A 16560-nucleotide genomic window follows, 5' to 3' on the forward strand; every position below is an offset into this window, starting at 1 on the left:
CGGGCGGACGGCCGGGGATGTGGTGAAGGGCGGCAGGTCGGCCCTGGCCGGCCCCGCAAACGAAACGGGCGGCGCCATTCGCCGTGGGAGCAAGAAGACTTGGTAGAAGTCTTACAGGGCGAGATCGAAGATTCGGACGGGCGGTCGTCGGCGCTACGCGGGAAGCGCCGGTGGGCGCATCCTTTCACGCTGATCCGGCGGCTGTTCGGCAATGCGGTCTTCTCCAGCCTGACGCGGCGCATCGTCTTCTTCAACCTCGTCGCACTCGTCGTTCTGGTCGGCGGCATCATGTATCTGAACCAGTTCCGCGAGGGCCTGATCGACGCCCGCGTGGAAAGCCTGCTGACCCAGGGTGAAATCATCGCCGGCGCCATCTCCGCTTCGGCGTCGGTCGACACGAACTCGATCACCATTGATCCGCAAAAGCTGCTCGAACTGCAGGCCGGCGAGAGCATAACCCCGCTGCCGAGCGACGAGGATCTCGAATTTCCGATCATCCAGGAGCGGGTCGCGCCGGTCCTCAGACGGCTGATCTCGCCGACGCGGACGCGCGCCCGTCTGTTCGATGCCGACGCCGATCTTCTGCTCGATTCGCGTCACCTCTATAGCGGCGGCCAGGTGCTCCGCTTCGATCTTCCGCCGGTCGATCCGGAAACATCGAGCTTTTCGGAGAAGTTCAGCACCTGGTTCAACCGACTGCTGCAGCCGGGCGACCTGCCGCTCTACAAGGAGCCGCCGGGCGGCAACGGCTCGATCTATCCGGAGGTGATGAACGCGCTGACCGGAGTGCGCGGCGCGGTGGTTCGGGTCACCGAGAAGGGCGAGCTGATCGTATCCGTAGCAGTACCGGTGCAGCGTTTCCGCGCCGTGCTCGGCGTGCTGCTGCTCTCCACCCAGGCGGGCGACATCGACAAGATCGTCCATGCCGAACGCCTGGCGATCATCCGCGTCTTCGGCGTTGCGGCGCTGGTCAACGTTATCCTGTCGCTGCTCCTGTCATCGACGATCGCCAACCCGCTCAGGCGGCTTTCGGCCGCCGCCATCCGCGTGCGTCGCGGCGGTGCCAAGGAGCGCGAGGAAATCCCCGACTTCTCCTCCCGCCAGGATGAAATCGGCAACCTCTCGGTGGCGCTGCGGGAAATGACGACGGCGCTCTACGACCGTATCGCAGCGATCGAGAACTTCGCCGCCGATGTAAGCCACGAGCTCAAGAATCCGCTCACCTCGCTCAGGAGCGCCGTCGAGACCCTGCCGCTGGCGCGCAACGAGGACTCGAAGAAGCGGCTGCTCGACATCATCCAGCACGACGTCCGGCGCCTCGACCGGCTGATCAGCGACATCTCCGACGCCTCGCGGCTCGATGCCGAACTGGCGCGCAGCGACGCGAAGAAGATCGACCTGGAAAAGCTGCTCGGTGACCTCGTCGATATTTCCCGGCAGATCCGCGGCAAGAAGAAGGCCGTGCTCTTCGATCTCGTTGTCGACCGCAAGGACAATCCGAAGGCGAACTTCATCGTCAGCGGCTACGAGCTGCGCATCGGACAGATCATCACCAACCTTATCGAGAACGCCCGCTCCTTCGTGCCCGAACCGAACGGCCGGATCATCCTGCGGCTCACCCGTTCGCGGTCGCGCTGCCTCGTCTATGTCGAGGACAACGGCCCCGGCATCCAGGCGGAGGACATCGACCGGATCTTCGAGCGCTTCTACACGGACCGGCCAGAAGCCGAGGATTTCGGCCAGAATTCCGGCCTCGGCTTGTCGATTTCCCGGCAGATCGCTGAAGCGCATGGCGGCACGCTCAAGGCGGAAAACATCGTCGGCAAGGGCGGCGAGGTGACCGGCGCCTGCTTCATCCTTTCGCTCCCCGCCGAGCCGCACGCGTGAGTGCGCTGCACCGCAACATCCACGGCACCGCGATCGTGCTCGGTACCACCGGCTTCCTCATCACCGGCCCGTCCGGGTCCGGCAAGTCGGCCCTGGCGCTCGCCTGCATCTCCGAAGTCAAGCGCCGTGGGCGCTTCGCGGCACTGGTTGCCGACGACCGGGTGGAGCTGACGCTCGCGAACGGGCGGATCGTGGCGCGCTGCCCGCCGACCATCCGCGGCCTCATCGAGATCCGCGGCAGCGGCATAGCGGAGGTCGAAACCCTCCCCGCCTGCATCCTAGACTGGGCAATTATGCCAGTGCGCGCGCCTTTCGATCCGCGCCTGCCGCCGGAGCAGGAGGAACTGAAGCTGGAGCTCGGGCGAAACCTGCCGATGCTGCGTCTTCCCGTTGAATCTTTGCTTTCGCCGGTCGATGCGCTGATGGCGTTGCTGCCTGAAAAACTAGGCCTTTAGCCTTATTGAGAGGCAGCTCGGCTGCTTTTTCGGCATTTTTGGCTTGCACTTCGCCTTTTCCTTGCCAAGATGGCCGCCCCAACAGGTGGACGAAATTGCTGCATTGCGATATCTGACCATCGACGAGTTGCACTGCAGTTGGAGCAAAGATACCCATGATCGGACTTGTGCTTGTCACTCATGGCAAGCTGGCGGATGAGTTTCGGCTTGCTTTGGAGCATGTCGTCGGTCCGCAAAGAGCTATCGAGACGGTGTGCATTGGCCCCGAGGACGACATGGACCAGCGGCGTCAGGACATTCTCGACGCCGTCGAAAGTGCCGACGAAGGCAACGGCGTCATCATCCTGACCGACATGTTCGGCGGCACGCCCTCCAACCTCGCCATTTCTGTGATGCGCAGCGGCATCGTCGAAGTGATCGCCGGCGTCAACCTGCCGATGCTGATCAAGCTTGCCGGCGTCCGCGGCGAAAGCGACATGGACAAGGCTCTCATCGAGGCTTCCGAGGCGGGGCGCAAATACATCAACGTCGCCAGCCGCGTCCTGAGCGGAAAATAATGGACCACCTCTCCGACACGGCGCTGACGCGCGAACTGCTGATCATCAACAAGCGCGGCCTGCATGCGCGGGCCTCGGCGAAGTTCGTGCAGACGGTCGAAGCCTACGATGCCGAGATCACCGTCTCAAAAGACGGGATGACCGTCGGCGGAACCTCGATCATGGGACTGATGATGCTGGCGGCCAGCACCGGCTGCACGGTCTTCGTCACCGCCAGCGGCAACCAGGCCGAGGAGGCGCTCAACGCCCTCGACGCCCTGGTGCGCGACAAGTTCGGCGAGGAAATGTGAGCCGCTGCCGCGGCGCGAGCATGCATCCTCCCGATTATATAAAGATATAAAGACCTCTTTATATGGCGGTTGCCCTATCCGGCGATTCCTGATAGACCGGGCTCACTCTCCCGATGCATTGCATGCCCGGGAGGCATCGTCTGCCGCCGGACTCGACGAGGACCGACGCGGCCCAAGAGATCCAGCCTGGAGAACTCCATGACCGCCACTCAGGACTATATTGTCGCCGACATCGGGCTTGCCGACTTCGGCCGTAAGGAAATCGCCATCGCTGAAACGGAAATGCCGGGCCTGATGGCCTGCCGCGAGGAGTTCGGCGCATCGAAGCCGCTGAAGGGCGCGCGCATCACCGGCTCGCTGCACATGACCATCCAGACCGCCGTGCTGATCGAGACGCTCGTAGCACTTGGCGCGGAAGTCCGCTGGGCCTCCTGCAACATCTTCTCGACGCAGGACCATGCGGCAGCAGCGATCGCCGCAAGCGGCGTTCCGGTCTTCGCCGTCAAGGGCGAGACGCTGGAGGAATATTGGGCCTATACGGACAAGATCTTCCAGTGGACCGATGGCGGCTTCTCCAACATGATCCTCGACGATGGCGGCGACGCCACCATGTACATCCTGCTCGGCGCCCGCGCCGAAGCCGGCGAGAACGTGCTTTCGAACCCCGGCTCGGAAGAGGAGGAAATCCTTTTCGCCCAGATCAAGAAGCGCCTTGCCGCAACGCCCGGCTGGTTCACCAAGCAGCGCGACGCCATCAAGGGCGTGACGGAAGAAACGACCACCGGCGTCAACCGCCTCTACCAGCTCCAGGCAAAGGGCCTGCTGCCCTTCCCGGCGATCAACGTCAATGACAGCGTCACCAAGTCGAAGTTCGACAACAAGTACGGCTGCAAGGAATCGCTCGTCGACGGCATCCGCCGCGGCACCGACGTGATGATGGCCGGCAAGGTCGCCGTCGTCTGCGGCTATGGCGATGTCGGCAAGGGTTCGGCCGCCTCGCTGCAGGGCGCCGGCGCCCGCGTCAAGGTCACCGAAATCGACCCGATCTGCGCGCTGCAAGCCGCCATGGACGGCTATGAAGTGGTGCAGCTCGAGGATGTCGTCTCGACCGCCGACATCTTCATCACCACCACCGGCAACAAGGACGTCATCCGCATCGAGCACATGCGCGAGATGAAGGACATGGCGATCGTCGGCAATATCGGCCACTTCGACAACGAGATCCAGGTTTCCGCGCTCCGGAACCTCAAATGGACGAACGTCAAGCCGCAGGTCGACCTGATCGAGTTCCCGAAGGGCAACCGGCTGATCCTGCTTTCGGAAGGCCGCCTCCTGAACCTCGGCAATGCCACCGGCCATCCGTCCTTCGTGATGTCGGCCTCCTTCTCCAACCAGGTGCTGGCGCAGATCGAGCTCTTCACCAAGGGCGGCAACTACAAGAACGAGGTCTATATCCTGCCGAAGCAGCTCGACGAGAAGGTCGCCCGCCTGCATCTCGCCAAGCTCGGCGCCAAGCTGACCGAGCTTTCGGAAGAGCAGGCCGGCTATATCGGCGTGAAGCCGCAGGGTCCGTTCAAGGCCGAACACTACCGGTACTAATCCTTACCCGAGCAATCCACAACATCTTGTGGCCGCGATCTTGACAAGAGATCGCGGCCGCTTTTTTGGGCGCCGCACTTTCCGGAGAATCTTCAAAGAAGTATTGTTTAAGTCATTGATTCGTGACGCCACGGGGCTGAAGGCGTTGCGGGCGGGGATGTCTTGTCGGACAGCGGCAAACAGACGGAGACAGACCGGGGATGCAATCGGAACGGACGCAAACCCTCTTCCAGGGTTTCGGGCATGGCGACGCAAGGTCGGCGGCACTTTGCGGATCAACGGGGACGGCGCCATGAAGACGGAACAATCCAGATTTTTCGGCGGCAGGGCGTCCGCACTGGTTCGGCGACTTCTCGCCGGCACGACGCTTCTTGCGGCAACCGACGCGGCCGCCCAGGCTTCCGCTCCGGTCGCCAGATCGATTTTCGGCACCTCCGAGGTAGTAACCTTTTCCGTCCTGATCGGCGTGATCTCCGCCGCGATGCTTTCAGCGATCTGGCTCATCCGCCAGCGCGGCAATATCGAAGCGGAGAACCGTGCCCTGCGCTCCGACCTTTCGGACGCCAACCAGCGGATTTCCCGTTTCCAGGCGCTGATTGCCGACAAGAACCGGCGTATCGTCGTCTGGGACGGGCTGGCGGAGCGGCCGGAATTCCTCGGGCAGCTTCCGCTCGAGACCGGCGCGCCGCAGGACGACCGCGATTTTCTCGCCTTCGGGCGCTGGATCAGACCGCAGTCGGCAGGCCAGCTCGAAAAGGCGATCGAAGCCCTGCGCGCCCAGGCGCAAAGCTTCGACCTGGTGCTCGAGACGCAGCGCAACGAGGTGCTGGAGGCACAGGGCCGGGTTTCCGGCGGCCGAGCCTTCGTGCGCTTCATCGCCTTGAACAATCTGAGGGCGGAGCTCGCCGAGCTGAAGCTCGAGCGCGACCAGTTGCATTCTTCGCTGTCGACATTCCGCACGCTTCTCGATGCGATCGACCTGCCGGTCTGGCAGCGCGGCGCCGACGGCAAGCTCGAATGGGTGAACGAGGCCTATGCCGAGGCGGTCGAGGCGCGGAGCCCGGCGGCGGCCACGGCCGAGGCACGTGAATTGCTGGCGACGGCGGCGCGCGAAAAGATCCGCGCCGTCTCGACCTTGGAAACGCCGTACCGCGACAAGGTCTCGACCGTCGTCAAGGGCAACCGGACCTTCTTCGACGTGGTCGACGCCCGCACCCCCGCCGGCTCGGCGGGCGTCGCCATCGACGTTTCCGGCATCGAAGCGGTGCGCGAGGAACTGGCCCGGACGCTGAAGAGCCACGCCGAAACGCTCGACCACCTGGCGACGCCGGTGGCAATCTTCGACGGCAACCAGCGCCTGCAGTTTTACAACCAGGCTTTTCAGCGTCTCTGGGAACTGGACATGGGTTTTCTGGAGCGCAAGCCCGACAATGGCGAAGTGCTCGACCGACTGCGAGCCGGCGGCAAGCTGCCGGAGCCGCTCAACTGGAAGCAATGGAAGGCGAACGCGCTGTCGGTCTACCAGGCGCTCGACACGCAGTCCGACCTCTGGCACCTGCCGAATGGGCAGACGCTCCGCGTCTTCGCCACCGCACGGCCGCAGGGCGGCGCCACCTGGGTCTTCGAGAACCTGACGGAAAAGGTCGATCTCGAAACCCGCTACAACACACTCGTCCAGGTCCAGGGCGAAACGATCGACCATCTTGCCGAAGGCGTCGCCGTTTTCGGGCCCGACGGCCGCCTCCGGCTGTCCAACCCGGCCTTCCGGGCGATCTGGGGCATCAGCGAGGCGGAAGCCAAGCCCGGAACCCATATCCGTTCCGTCGAACAGGCGTGCCTTCCCTCCTACGACCAGCCGGACGGCTGGAAGCGCTTTGCCCATATCATCACCAGCTTCGACGACGAGCGACCGTCGAGCCGCGGCATCCTCGAATTGCGCACCGGGCTGATCCTCGACTACGCCGTCATTCCGCTCCCCAACGCCCAAACGATGCTGACCTTCGTCAACATCACCGACAGCGTCAGGGTCGAGCGGGCGCTGACCGAAAAGAACGACGCGCTGCGCAAGGCCGATGCGCTGAAGAACGATTTCGTCCACCACGTCTCCTACGAGCTGCGCTCACCGCTGACCAACATCATCGGCTTTGCCGACCTGTTGAAGACGCCTGCTTTCGGCGAGCTCAACGGGCGCCAGGCGGAATATGTCGACCATATCGCCACCTCCTCCTCGCTGTTGCTGACGATCGTCAACGACATTCTCGACCTTGCGACGGTGGACGCCGGCATCGTCGAGCTCGACATGTCCGAGGTGAACCTCATCGACCTGCTCGACGATATCGCTCAGCAGATGGCCGAACGGCTGGTCGAGAGCGGCGCTTCGCTGAGGATCGACGCCCCCGACAATCTCGGCCGCATCACCGCCGACCAGCAGCGCCTGAAGCAGGTCTTCATCAAGCTCCTGACGAACGCCGCCAATTTCGCGCCCGAAGGCAGCACCATCGACCTCAAATGCCGGCGCGAAGGCAACGACTTCGTCTTTTCCGTTACCGACACCGGACCGGGCATCCCGCAGGACGTGCTCAACACCGTGTTCAATCGCTTCGAGAGCTATGGCCAGCGCGGCGGCGCCGGACTGGGCCTGTCGATCGTCGAAAGCTTTGTCAGCCTGCATAACGGCACCGTCTCGATCCGCAGCAAGGAGGGCGAAGGGACGGAAGTCACCTGCCGTATTCCTTCCGCGGACGTGCCGAAGATCATCGCGGCGGAATAGACACGAGATGCAGTCCTTCGAACGCCTGCTGCAGGACGAGGCCGCGACGATCGAGTTCGGCGAGGACCTCGCACTCGCGCTCAAGGCCGGCGACTGCGTCGGGCTTTCGGGCGATCTCGGCGCCGGGAAATCGACCTTCGCACGCGCTTTCCTGCGGGCAATGGCCCACGACGCTTCGCTCGAGGTTCCGAGTCCCACCTTCACGCTCGTTCAGAGCTACGACCTGCGTATTCCAGTCGCCCATTTCGATCTATACCGCCTCGCCGACGCTTCCGAGCTCGACGAGCTCGGTTTCGACGAGGCCCTGTCGGAAGGCATCTGTCTTGTCGAATGGCCGGAGAAGGCCGAGGAGGCGCTGCCTACGGACCGGATCACGCTCTCCTTCACCCATGAAGATGAAGGGCGCCATGTCCGCCTCACCGGGCCGGAGGCGGCGCTCGAGCGGATAGCGCGCTCTCTCGCGATCCGGGCTTTTCTTAACGAGGTCGGCCATCCCGGCGCGAGGCGCCGGCACCTGAGCGGCGACGCCTCGGTGCGGGCCTATGAGCGGATCCATACAGCCGACGGTGAGCCGGCGAAAATCCTGATGGATGCGGCGAAGCACAAGCCCGGCCCCATCCTCCAGGACGGCAAATACTACCAGCAGCTCGCCTATATCGCCGAGGACGTCGTTCCCTTCGTCGCCATTTCGACGCTGTTGCGCAAGCGCGGCTTTGCGGCACCGGCAATCTACGCGCGCGATCTCGACCAGGGCTTGCTACTGATAGAGGATCTGGGCTCCCAGGGTATTCTCGACGCCGACGGCCGGCCCGTCGCAGAGCGGTACATGGAGGGCGCGCGACTGCTTGCCCGCCTTCATGCCGCCCCGACCGAGCGTGACATCGCGGTTGCCGACGGCATCGTCCACCATATTCCGGACTTCGACCGCACGGCGATGAAGATCGAGACGAGCCTCTTGATCGACTGGTACCTGCCGTGGAAACGCGGACTAGCTGCCTCCGAGGCCGAGCGGAACGACTACTTCGCCATCTGGGACCGGCTGATCGATGGTCTCGGCTCGGCCGAAAGGAACCTGTTGCTCCGCGATTTCCATTCGCCCAACATTCTTTGGCGGCCGGAGCGCGAGGGTCTCGATCGCATCGGCATCATCGATTTCCAGGATGCGATGATCGGGCCGACGGCTTACGACGTCGCTTCGCTGGTGCAGGATGCGCGTGTCACGATCGGTCCAGAACTCGCCGACCGGCTACTCGGCGCCTATGGGGCCGAGCGCGAGTTGCACGGCGCCTTCGACCAGACGTCCTTCCTGCGTGACTGGCACATCATGGCGGCGCAGCGCAATTGCAAGCTCGCCGGCATCTGGGTGCGGCTGAAAGAGCGCGACGGCAAACCCGGTTATCTGAAGCACATGCCACGCACCTTGACCTATCTGCAACATGCACTGACACATGAAGTGCTGACACCCTTGCGCGATTGGTGCATTAAGGCTGGAATCCTGGCTAGCGAATCAGCCAACTGACAGGGAATCATGCCCATCACCAACGCCATGGTGCTTGCGGCCGGACTGGGCACCCGCCTGCGGCCAATCACCGATACACTGCCAAAGCCGCTCGTCCGGATCGCCGGCAAGCCGATGATCGACTATGTCCTGGACCTGCTCGCAGCCGCCGGTGTGACCAGGGCGGCGGTGAACGTCCATCACTTCGCCGATCAGATGGAAGCCCATCTCAGACGGCGCGAGGCGCCGCGCATCCTGATTTCCGATGAGCGCGATACGCTCATGAATTCCGGCGGCGGCCTTGCCAAGGGCCTGAAGCTGCTCGACGACGGGCCGGTGCTGGTGATGAACGCCGATCTTTTCTGGGTCGGCGAGAAAGCCGGGCAACCCTGCAACCTGCAGCGGCTCGCCGCGTTCTTCGATGCCGGGCGCATGGACATGGCGCTGCTCTGCGTGCGTCTGGAGGACACGACCGGGCACAATGGCAAGAAGGATTTTTCGCTGTCCAAGGATGGACGGCTGCAGCGCTACGAGGAAGGCATGGAAAATCCGGTCGTCTATGCTGGCGCCATCGCCATGAACTCGCGGCTTTTCGCCGATGCACCCAGCGACGCATTCAACCTCAACATCTATTTCGACCGGGCGATCGCCAGGGAACGGCTGTTCGGCCTGATGCTCGACGGCCAGTGGTTGACAGTCGGCACGCCTGAGGCGATCGACGACGCGGAGGCGTTGGTCCGGCGCTTCGAACCGGGAGGGTAAGGTGCCCGGCGCCACCACGAACGTCTTCACGATTCCTGCCGGCTTGCCTTTCCTGAAGACGCTGGCGGAAAAGCTCCTGGACGGGGTGCTGACGCCGAACTTCCGATACGAACCGGCTGATCCGCTGGCGCTCGCCGGCGTGACGATCTTCGTCCCGACCCGGCGTGCGGCCCGCGTGCTGCGCTCGGAATTCGTCGATCTGCTTGGCGGCCGCTCGGCGATCCTGCCGGTGATCCGTCCACTCGGCGAGACCGACGACGACAGCGGCTTCTTCGACGCCGAGATGCCGGCGATCCTCGATCTTGCGCCGCCGCTTTCCGGCACCGCGCGGCTGATCGAGCTCGGCCGCCTCATTCTCGCCTGGCGCAACCGCCTGCCGCAGGTTGTCCTCGACATCCATGCCGAAAGCCCGCTGATCGCACCGGCAAGCCCGGCCGACGCCATCTGGCTGGCGCGCAATCTCGCCGAACTCATCGATGCGATCGAGACGGAAGAGCTCGACTGGGAGGCGCTCGACGGGCTCGATGCCGGAGAACATGCGCTCTGGTGGCAATTGACACTTGCCTTCCTGAAGATCGCCCGGACCTATTGGCCGGAGCGGCTCAACGAGCTCAAGCAGTCCTCGCCGGCACGCCATCGCAACTCCATGCTCAAGGCCGAAACGCAGCGAATCGCCGCCGGCAAGGTAGGCGGGCCGATCATCATCGCCGGTTCGACGGGCTCGATTCCGGCGACGGCGGCGCTGATCGCCGCGGTGAAGGCGCTGCCGAACGGCACGATCGTGCTTCCCGGCCTCGACCTCATGATGAGCGACGCGGAATGGGAGCTGATCGGAAAGGAAGCTGGGCGTGGCACAAGAGATCCGGCAAGCCGCACGCATCCGCAATACGGGTTGCACCGTCTGTTGAAGCGCATGCGTATCGATCGTCGCGACGTGCCGGTGCTGGGATCACTGGACGACGACCTCGGCGATCGCGCCCTGGTCCTGTCGCGGGCGCTGCTGCCGGCCGAAGCCACCGACGGCTGGACTGAGGCCCGCGAGAATTTTGAGCCGGAGAAGCTCCTTGCGGCCTTCGCCGAGGTGGCGCTGATCGAAGCGGCGAACGAGCGCGAGGAGGCGACCGCGATCGCCATTGCGCTGAGGCTGGCGCTCGAGGACGACGAAGAGAGCCAGGCGGCGCTGATCACGCCCGATCGCGGCCTTGCGCGGCGGGTAGGCGCGGAGCTCGCCCGCTTCGGCATCGAAGCCGATGATTCCGCCGGCGTTCCGCTCTCGACAACGGCGGCGGGCGGGCTTACGCGGTTGCTCCTCGAGGCGACCCTCAGGCCCGACGATCCGGTGGCTTTGGTCGCGCTGCTCAAGCATCCGCTCGCCCGGCTCGGCCAGACGGCGGAAGCCGCGCGCCGTGCCGCCGACGTGCTGGAGCTCGTGGCGCTACGCGGCGGTACCGACGTTTCCGACATCTCCGCTCTCGAGACGGTACTCGACAGCGCACTCGCCAGGCAGCGCACCGAGCGCCACCCGAGACCCTGGCGCGGCGGCCTCGGCCAAAGCGATATCGATCTCGCGCGGGCACTCGCCCGGCGACTTTCCGCGGCTGTCGAGCCGCTGACGAGCACCATCGCCGGCAGCGCGGAAAGCGGTCACCACCACACGACGGTGCTGACACTCGCCGATTGGGCGGAGCGCACGGGCCGCGCCCTGGAAGCCGTCGCCATGGATGAGCGCGGCAGCCTCGGCGGCCTCTGGGGATCGGAAGCCGGCGAAGGATTGGCGACGCTTCTGCGCGGCATCATCGAGACCGACGGGCAGATGGGGGCCGACGGGCGGCAATGGTGCGATATCGTCGAGGCGCTTGCCGCCAGCGAAGCGGTGAAACCTCGATCCATGCGGCACCCCCGCGTCTTCATCTTCGGGGCGCTGGAATCGCGCCTGCAGAGCGTCAATCTCGTCGTGCTCGGCGGGATGAACGAAGGCACTTGGCCGGGGCAGACCTCGAACGACCCTTTCCTGTCCCGGACGATGAAATCGGGCATCGGCCTCGAACCGCCCGAGCGGCGCATCGGTCAGCTCGCCCATGACTTCCAGATGGCCTGCGGAACGCGCCGCCTCATCCTTTCCCGCTCCATGCGCCAGGGCTCGGCGCCGACCGTCGCCTCGCGCTGGCTGCAGCGGCTGCAGGCGCTTGGCGGCAAGTCACTCACCAAGCAGCTCAAGGCGAATGGCGCGAGCTATCTTCACTGGATGCGCATCCTCGACGACGGCGAGCGCCAGCCGCTCAGCGAGCGGCCGCAGCCGAAGCCGCCGGTCGAAGTGCAGCCGCGCAAATATTCCTTCAGTGAAGTGACGAAGCTTCGCCGCGACCCCTATTCCATCTATGCGCGCCGCATCTTGCGGCTGGAGCCGATCGATACCTTCAACCGCGATCCGGGTGCTGCCGAACGCGGCCTGCTTTACCACCGGATCGTGGACCGCTTCGTCAAAGGTGGCTTCGATCCCGCCTGCAGCGAGGGGCAGGAGGCCATGACGCGGCTGATCCGGGAAGCCTTCGACGAGGAGAAGCTGCCGGCGCACATCGACACGATCTGGCGGCCGCGCTTCGAAGCTGTGGCAAGGGCGTTTCTTTCCTGGGAGCGGGAGCGCCGGCCCGGCCTCGTCAAGTCCTACACCGAAGTCCCCGCTGCAATGGAACTCGGCATCTCGGATATCAGGCTGACCGGCATTGCCGACCGCCTCGACCGGCTGGCTAACGGCACCGTCGACATCATCGACTACAAGACCGGCTCCAGCCCCTCGGCCCGGGAAGCGCGGGCGCTGCTCGACCCGCAGCTCTCCCTCGAAGCGGCCGCCCTCAAGGCGGGCGCCTTTGCCACCATCGGAGCGGCCCTGCCGCATTCGCTGCGCTATGTCCGCCTGAAACCCGGCAGCCGCTTTGCCGTCGATACCGTCAACAACGAGAACAGCAAGTCGAAGGAGACCAAGACCGCTGAGCAACTGGCGGAGGAATCGCTTGCCGAACTCAGGAAGCTGCTCGCGGCGCTCACCAGCGGCCGCTATGGTTTCGCCTCCCGCCTGATCGTTCAGAAGGAACGGGACCATGGCGGCGAATACGATCACCTGGCGCGCGTCGCCGAATGGGCGACTGCTGACGGCGAGGACGATGATGAGGAATGAGGCTTTCGGCCCGGAGGAGAGGACGCCCAAGGCGTGGCTCGACTGGACCACCGAGCGGCAATCGCTTGCCTCGGATCCGGCGCGCTCGGCCTGGGTTTCGGCCAATGCCGGGTCGGGCAAGACGCATGTGCTGACGCAGCGCGTCATTCGGCTTCTGCTTTCCGGCTGCCGGCCTTCCGCCATTCTCTGCCTGACCTATACGAAGGCAGCCGCCTCGGAGATGTCGAACCGCATCTTCGAACGCCTCGCCGAATGGGCGACGCTCGATAACGGCGAATTGGCGATGCGCATCGAGGCGATCGAAGGCACGCGGCCCTCCGTCGCCAAGATTGAGGAGGCGCGGCGGCTCTTTGCCAAGGCGCTCGATACGCCGGGCGGGCTGAAGATCCAGACGATCCACGCCTTTTCGGAAGCGCTGCTCCACCAGTTTCCGCTCGAGGCGAACGTGGCGGGACACTTTTCCGTCCTCGACGATCGGGCCGCGGCGGTGCTGCTTTCCGATGCGCGCCGCGCCTTGCTGACGGCCACCGCCGCCGAGGACGAGGGCGAGCTTGCGGATGCCTTCGCCACCGTTCTCGACCTCGCCGACGATACCGGCCTTGAAAAGCTGCTGGAGGCGATCGTGGCGAACCGCGCGGCGACCCAGGCCTTTCTCGACAGCGCCGCCGTAAAAGGTGGGCGGGAGAAGCACCTGCGAGCGGCGCTCGGCCTTGCACCGGGGGAGACAACCGCGAGCGTGATGGCCGGAGCCTGGCCGCTTGCCGGCCTCAACGGCGCGGCGCTTCAGCGCTATATCGAGCTCGCGCTGAGCCTTGGCGGAGTGAAACCGGGGGAGATCGCAGAGGGCTTGAAGGCGGCCCGCGAGGCCGCCGATGCGGAGGAGCGCTTTGCCGGGCTCCTCGGCGTGTTCTCCAACGGCGGCGGCAAGCCGAAGGCGGATTCGGCCTTCTTCAACAAGGCAATGCTGGCGCAGGCGCCTGAACTGGCGCCGCTGGTCGAAGAGGCGCGCAAGCACATCACAACCTGCGCCGACCGGCTCAGCATCGTGCGGATGTACGAGGCGACGCGCGCGGCGCTGATCCTCGCCGAACGGCTCAACAGGGACTACGAAGACCTCAAGAAGCGGCGCAGCCAACTCGATTTCGAGGACCTGATCAACCGCACGGCCGCGCTGCTTTCGCGCAGCGATGTCGGCGCTTGGGTCCATTACAAGCTCGACCAGGGCATCGACCACATTCTCGTCGACGAGGCACAGGACACGAGCCCCGCCCAATGGACGATCATCCAGGCGCTCGCTGCCGATTTCTTCGCCGGCGAAACTGCGCGCGCCAACGAGCGGACGATCTTTGCGGTCGGCGACGAAAAGCAGTCGATCTACTCCTTCCAGGGCGCGCGTCCCGAGCGATTCTCGCGCGAGAGCATCCTGACCGAGCGCCGTGTGCGGGCCGGTAACAAGTATTTCAGCCCCATCCGGCTGCAGCTTTCCTTCCGTTCGACGGTCGACGTGCTTTCCGCCGTCGATACGGTCTTTGCCAATCCGGGCAATGCGAAGGGCTTGAGCGCCCGCAGCGAAGCGATCGTGCACGCCTCCAACCGGATCGGACACCCCGGCGCCGTTGACATCTGGGACATGATCGCGCCCGAGCCGGTGAGTGCCGAAGAGGATTGGACGGCTCCCTTCGATGCGACGCCCGAGCGGGCGCCGGTCAACATTCTCGCCCGGCGCATCGCCGCCGTGCTCGAGGACTGGATCGGCAAGGAGACGGTGATCGAAAAGGGCGTCCGGCGGCCGATGCGGCCTGGCGACGTCATCGTGCTGGTGCGCAAGCGCGACGCCTTCGTCAACGCCCAGACGCGCGCGCTGAAGCGTCGCGGCAATATTCCGGTCGCGGGCGCCGACCGGCTGGTGCTGACCAACCATATCGCCGTCCAGGATCTTTTGGCGCTCGGCCGCTTCGTGCTTCTGCCGGAGGACGATCTGTCGCTCGCGGCGCTGCTGAAGAGCCCGCTCGTCGATCTCGGCGAGAACGATGTCTTCGAACTCGCGGCACGCCGGGCCGAGGGCGAAAGTCTCTGGCGGCGGCTGCAACAGCTCGGTGCGGATGAGACGAGCCAATATCACCGGGTCGTGCGCACCCTCGCCGGCTATGGCGAGCTTGCCCGCAACCTGCTGCCGCACGACTTCTATGCCCGCGTGCTCGGCGCCCATGGCGGCCGGCGTGCCTTCCTGGCGCGGCTCGGCAGCGAGGTCAGCGACATCCTCGACGAATTCCTGACCTTTGCGCTCGACCACGAGCGAAGCGGGCTGCCCGGCCTGCAGGCCTTCGTCTCGACGCTCGAGATCGAAGCGCCGACGGTCAAGCGCGAGCAGGACAAGGAACGCGACGAGGTTCGCGTCATGACCGTGCATGCCGCCAAGGGCCTCGAGGCACCGGTCGTCTTCCTGGTCGACGGCGGCGGCGAGGCATTCGTCCGCCAGCAAGTCTCGGACCTGCGCCTCCTGGAGAAGCCCCAGATGGACGGTACGATGCTGAGCCTGCCTGTCTGGCGTGCACCGGGCTCGGCGTCGAATTCGCTGATCGCCGCCGACAACGAGCGGCTGAAGCGCCTGGCCGAGGAAGAATATCGCCGCCTCCTCTATGTCGGCATGACGCGCGCGGCGGATCGGCTGATCGTCTGCGGCTATCGCGGCCAGCGGCAGAACCTCGATACCTGGCATGCGATGGTTCAAGGCACATTGGCGCATGATCCGAAAGGCCGGGCGACGCCGATGGTCTTTTCAGCCGGGGGCGAGGAGTGGAAGGGCCATGCCTGGCGCGAAGCGCATGTGCCGGTTACCATCCCGGCAAGGGGCGGCTTGGAGAGCAAGCCGCCAGCGACAGCATCCGATCTGCCGCGGGCGCTCTTCACCCCCTTGCCGCCGCAGCGCCGGCTGCCGCGACCGCTTGCCCCGTCGGGAACGAGCGTGGCGATCGACGATCCGGAGCAAGAGACGATCGTCGGCTCGGCTCTCTTTGCAGCACAGACTGCGCCCAAGTTCTCGATGCTGCGCGGTGCGATCCTGCATCGGCTGCTGCAGGTGCTCCCGACGATCGACGGCGCCGAGCGCCGGGACGCGGCGGAGCGTTACCTCAGCCGGGCCGTGCCACGCTGGCCGGAGAATGAACGGCAGGCGCTCAGCCGGGCCGTGATGGAGGTGCTCGAGCATCCGGATTTGCAGCCACTTTTCAGCGAACAGAGTCGCGCAGAAGTGTCCGTCATGGGAACGCTCAAGCTCGGCAGTCAGGAATTCGCCGTATCCGGCCGGCTCGACCGCCTGGCGGTCGCCGGCGACACTGTGACGATCGCCGATTACAAGACCAATCGCGACGTGCCGGCGTCAATCGCCGAGGTTCCGTCCGTCTACCGGCGGCAACTCGCCATTTACCGCGAACTGCTCAAACCCCTTTATCCCGGCAAGCAATTCCGCTGCGTGCTGATCTTCACGGAGGGTCCGGCGGTGCGGGTGCTTCCCGATCCTATGCTGGACGGGAGCCTTGAAGAGCTCGCGACAAAGTGAGATACACG

General features: G+C 65.0%; 10 protein-coding genes. All 10 read left to right on the forward strand.

All coding sequences use genetic code 11. The features are described 5' to 3' along the window. Window positions 1-99: 99 nt before the first annotated feature. The 10 genes from ATC00_RS02245 to addA all read left to right on the forward strand — a co-directional run bounded on the left by ATC00_RS02245 (window position 100) and on the right by addA (window position 16552). Window positions 100-1887: a sensor histidine kinase gene (locus tag ATC00_RS02245; protein ID WP_064251831.1), complete on the forward strand. Its 1788-nt coding sequence runs from the start codon at window positions 100-102 to the stop codon at window positions 1885-1887. Continuing rightward, window positions 1884-2342, forward strand: a complete 459-nt coding sequence (locus ATC00_RS02250) for an HPr kinase/phosphorylase (RefSeq protein ID WP_064251832.1) — start codon at window positions 1884-1886, stop codon at window positions 2340-2342. The genes ATC00_RS02245 and ATC00_RS02250 overlap by 4 nt, the downstream gene beginning before the upstream one ends. A 155-nt stretch (window positions 2343-2497) precedes the next feature. Beyond that, on the forward strand, window positions 2498-2899 hold the full coding sequence (locus ATC00_RS02255) for a PTS sugar transporter subunit IIA (RefSeq protein ID WP_037390520.1): 402 nt from the start codon (window positions 2498-2500) through the stop codon (window positions 2897-2899). Continuing rightward, window positions 2899-3189 carry an HPr family phosphocarrier protein gene (locus ATC00_RS02260; protein WP_014330408.1) on the forward strand — a complete coding sequence of 97 codons (291 nt, stop codon included), beginning with the start codon at window positions 2899-2901 and terminating at the stop codon, window positions 3187-3189. Before ATC00_RS02255 ends, ATC00_RS02260 begins: the two co-directional genes overlap by 1 nt. A 198-nt stretch (window positions 3190-3387) precedes the next feature. Beyond that, window positions 3388-4788 carry an adenosylhomocysteinase gene (gene ahcY / locus ATC00_RS02265; protein WP_064251833.1) on the forward strand — a complete coding sequence of 467 codons (1401 nt, stop codon included), beginning with the start codon at window positions 3388-3390 and terminating at the stop codon, window positions 4786-4788. A gap of 292 nt (window positions 4789-5080) precedes the next feature. Beyond that, on the forward strand, window positions 5081-7558 hold the full coding sequence (locus ATC00_RS02270; protein ID WP_064251847.1) for a PAS domain-containing sensor histidine kinase: 2478 nt from the start codon (window positions 5081-5083) through the stop codon (window positions 7556-7558). 7 nt (window positions 7559-7565) lie between these two features. Further along, window positions 7566-9077, forward strand: a complete 1512-nt coding sequence (gene tsaE / locus ATC00_RS02275) for a tRNA (adenosine(37)-N6)-threonylcarbamoyltransferase complex ATPase subunit type 1 TsaE (protein ID WP_064251834.1) — start codon at window positions 7566-7568, stop codon at window positions 9075-9077. Between the two features lie 9 nt (window positions 9078-9086). Then, on the forward strand, window positions 9087-9818 hold the full coding sequence (locus ATC00_RS02280) for a nucleotidyltransferase family protein (RefSeq protein WP_064251835.1): 732 nt from the start codon (window positions 9087-9089) through the stop codon (window positions 9816-9818). Between the two features lies 1 nt (window position 9819). After that, window positions 9820-12993, forward strand: a complete 3174-nt coding sequence (gene addB / locus ATC00_RS02285) for a double-strand break repair protein AddB (RefSeq protein WP_064251836.1) — start codon at window positions 9820-9822, stop codon at window positions 12991-12993. Continuing rightward, window positions 12983-16552 carry a double-strand break repair helicase AddA gene (gene addA / locus ATC00_RS02290; protein ID WP_064251848.1) on the forward strand — a complete coding sequence of 1190 codons (3570 nt, stop codon included), beginning with the start codon at window positions 12983-12985 and terminating at the stop codon, window positions 16550-16552. Before addB ends, addA begins: the two co-directional genes overlap by 11 nt. Window positions 16553-16560: the final 8 nt, after the last annotated feature.

Origin of the sequence: Sinorhizobium americanum (assembly GCF_001651855.1) — a bacterium.
In the GTDB taxonomy this organism is placed as follows: domain Bacteria; phylum Pseudomonadota; class Alphaproteobacteria; order Rhizobiales; family Rhizobiaceae; genus Sinorhizobium; species Sinorhizobium americanum.

Coding starts and splice junctions, on each gene's coding strand:
- ATC00_RS02255 (WP_037390520.1), top strand. CDS start 2,498: ATGATCGGACTTGTGCTTGTCACTCATGGCAAGCTGGCGGATGAGTTT.
- ATC00_RS02260 (WP_014330408.1), top strand. CDS start 2,899: ATGGACCACCTCTCCGACACGGCGCTGACGCGCGAACTGCTGATCATC.
- ahcY (WP_064251833.1), top strand. CDS start 3,388: ATGACCGCCACTCAGGACTATATTGTCGCCGACATCGGGCTTGCCGAC.
- ATC00_RS02270 (WP_064251847.1), top strand. CDS start 5,081: ATGAAGACGGAACAATCCAGATTTTTCGGCGGCAGGGCGTCCGCACTG.
- tsaE (WP_064251834.1), top strand. CDS start 7,566: ATGCAGTCCTTCGAACGCCTGCTGCAGGACGAGGCCGCGACGATCGAG.
- ATC00_RS02280 (WP_064251835.1), top strand. CDS start 9,087: ATGCCCATCACCAACGCCATGGTGCTTGCGGCCGGACTGGGCACCCGC.
- addA (WP_064251848.1), top strand. CDS start 12,983: ATGAGGAATGAGGCTTTCGGCCCGGAGGAGAGGACGCCCAAGGCGTGG.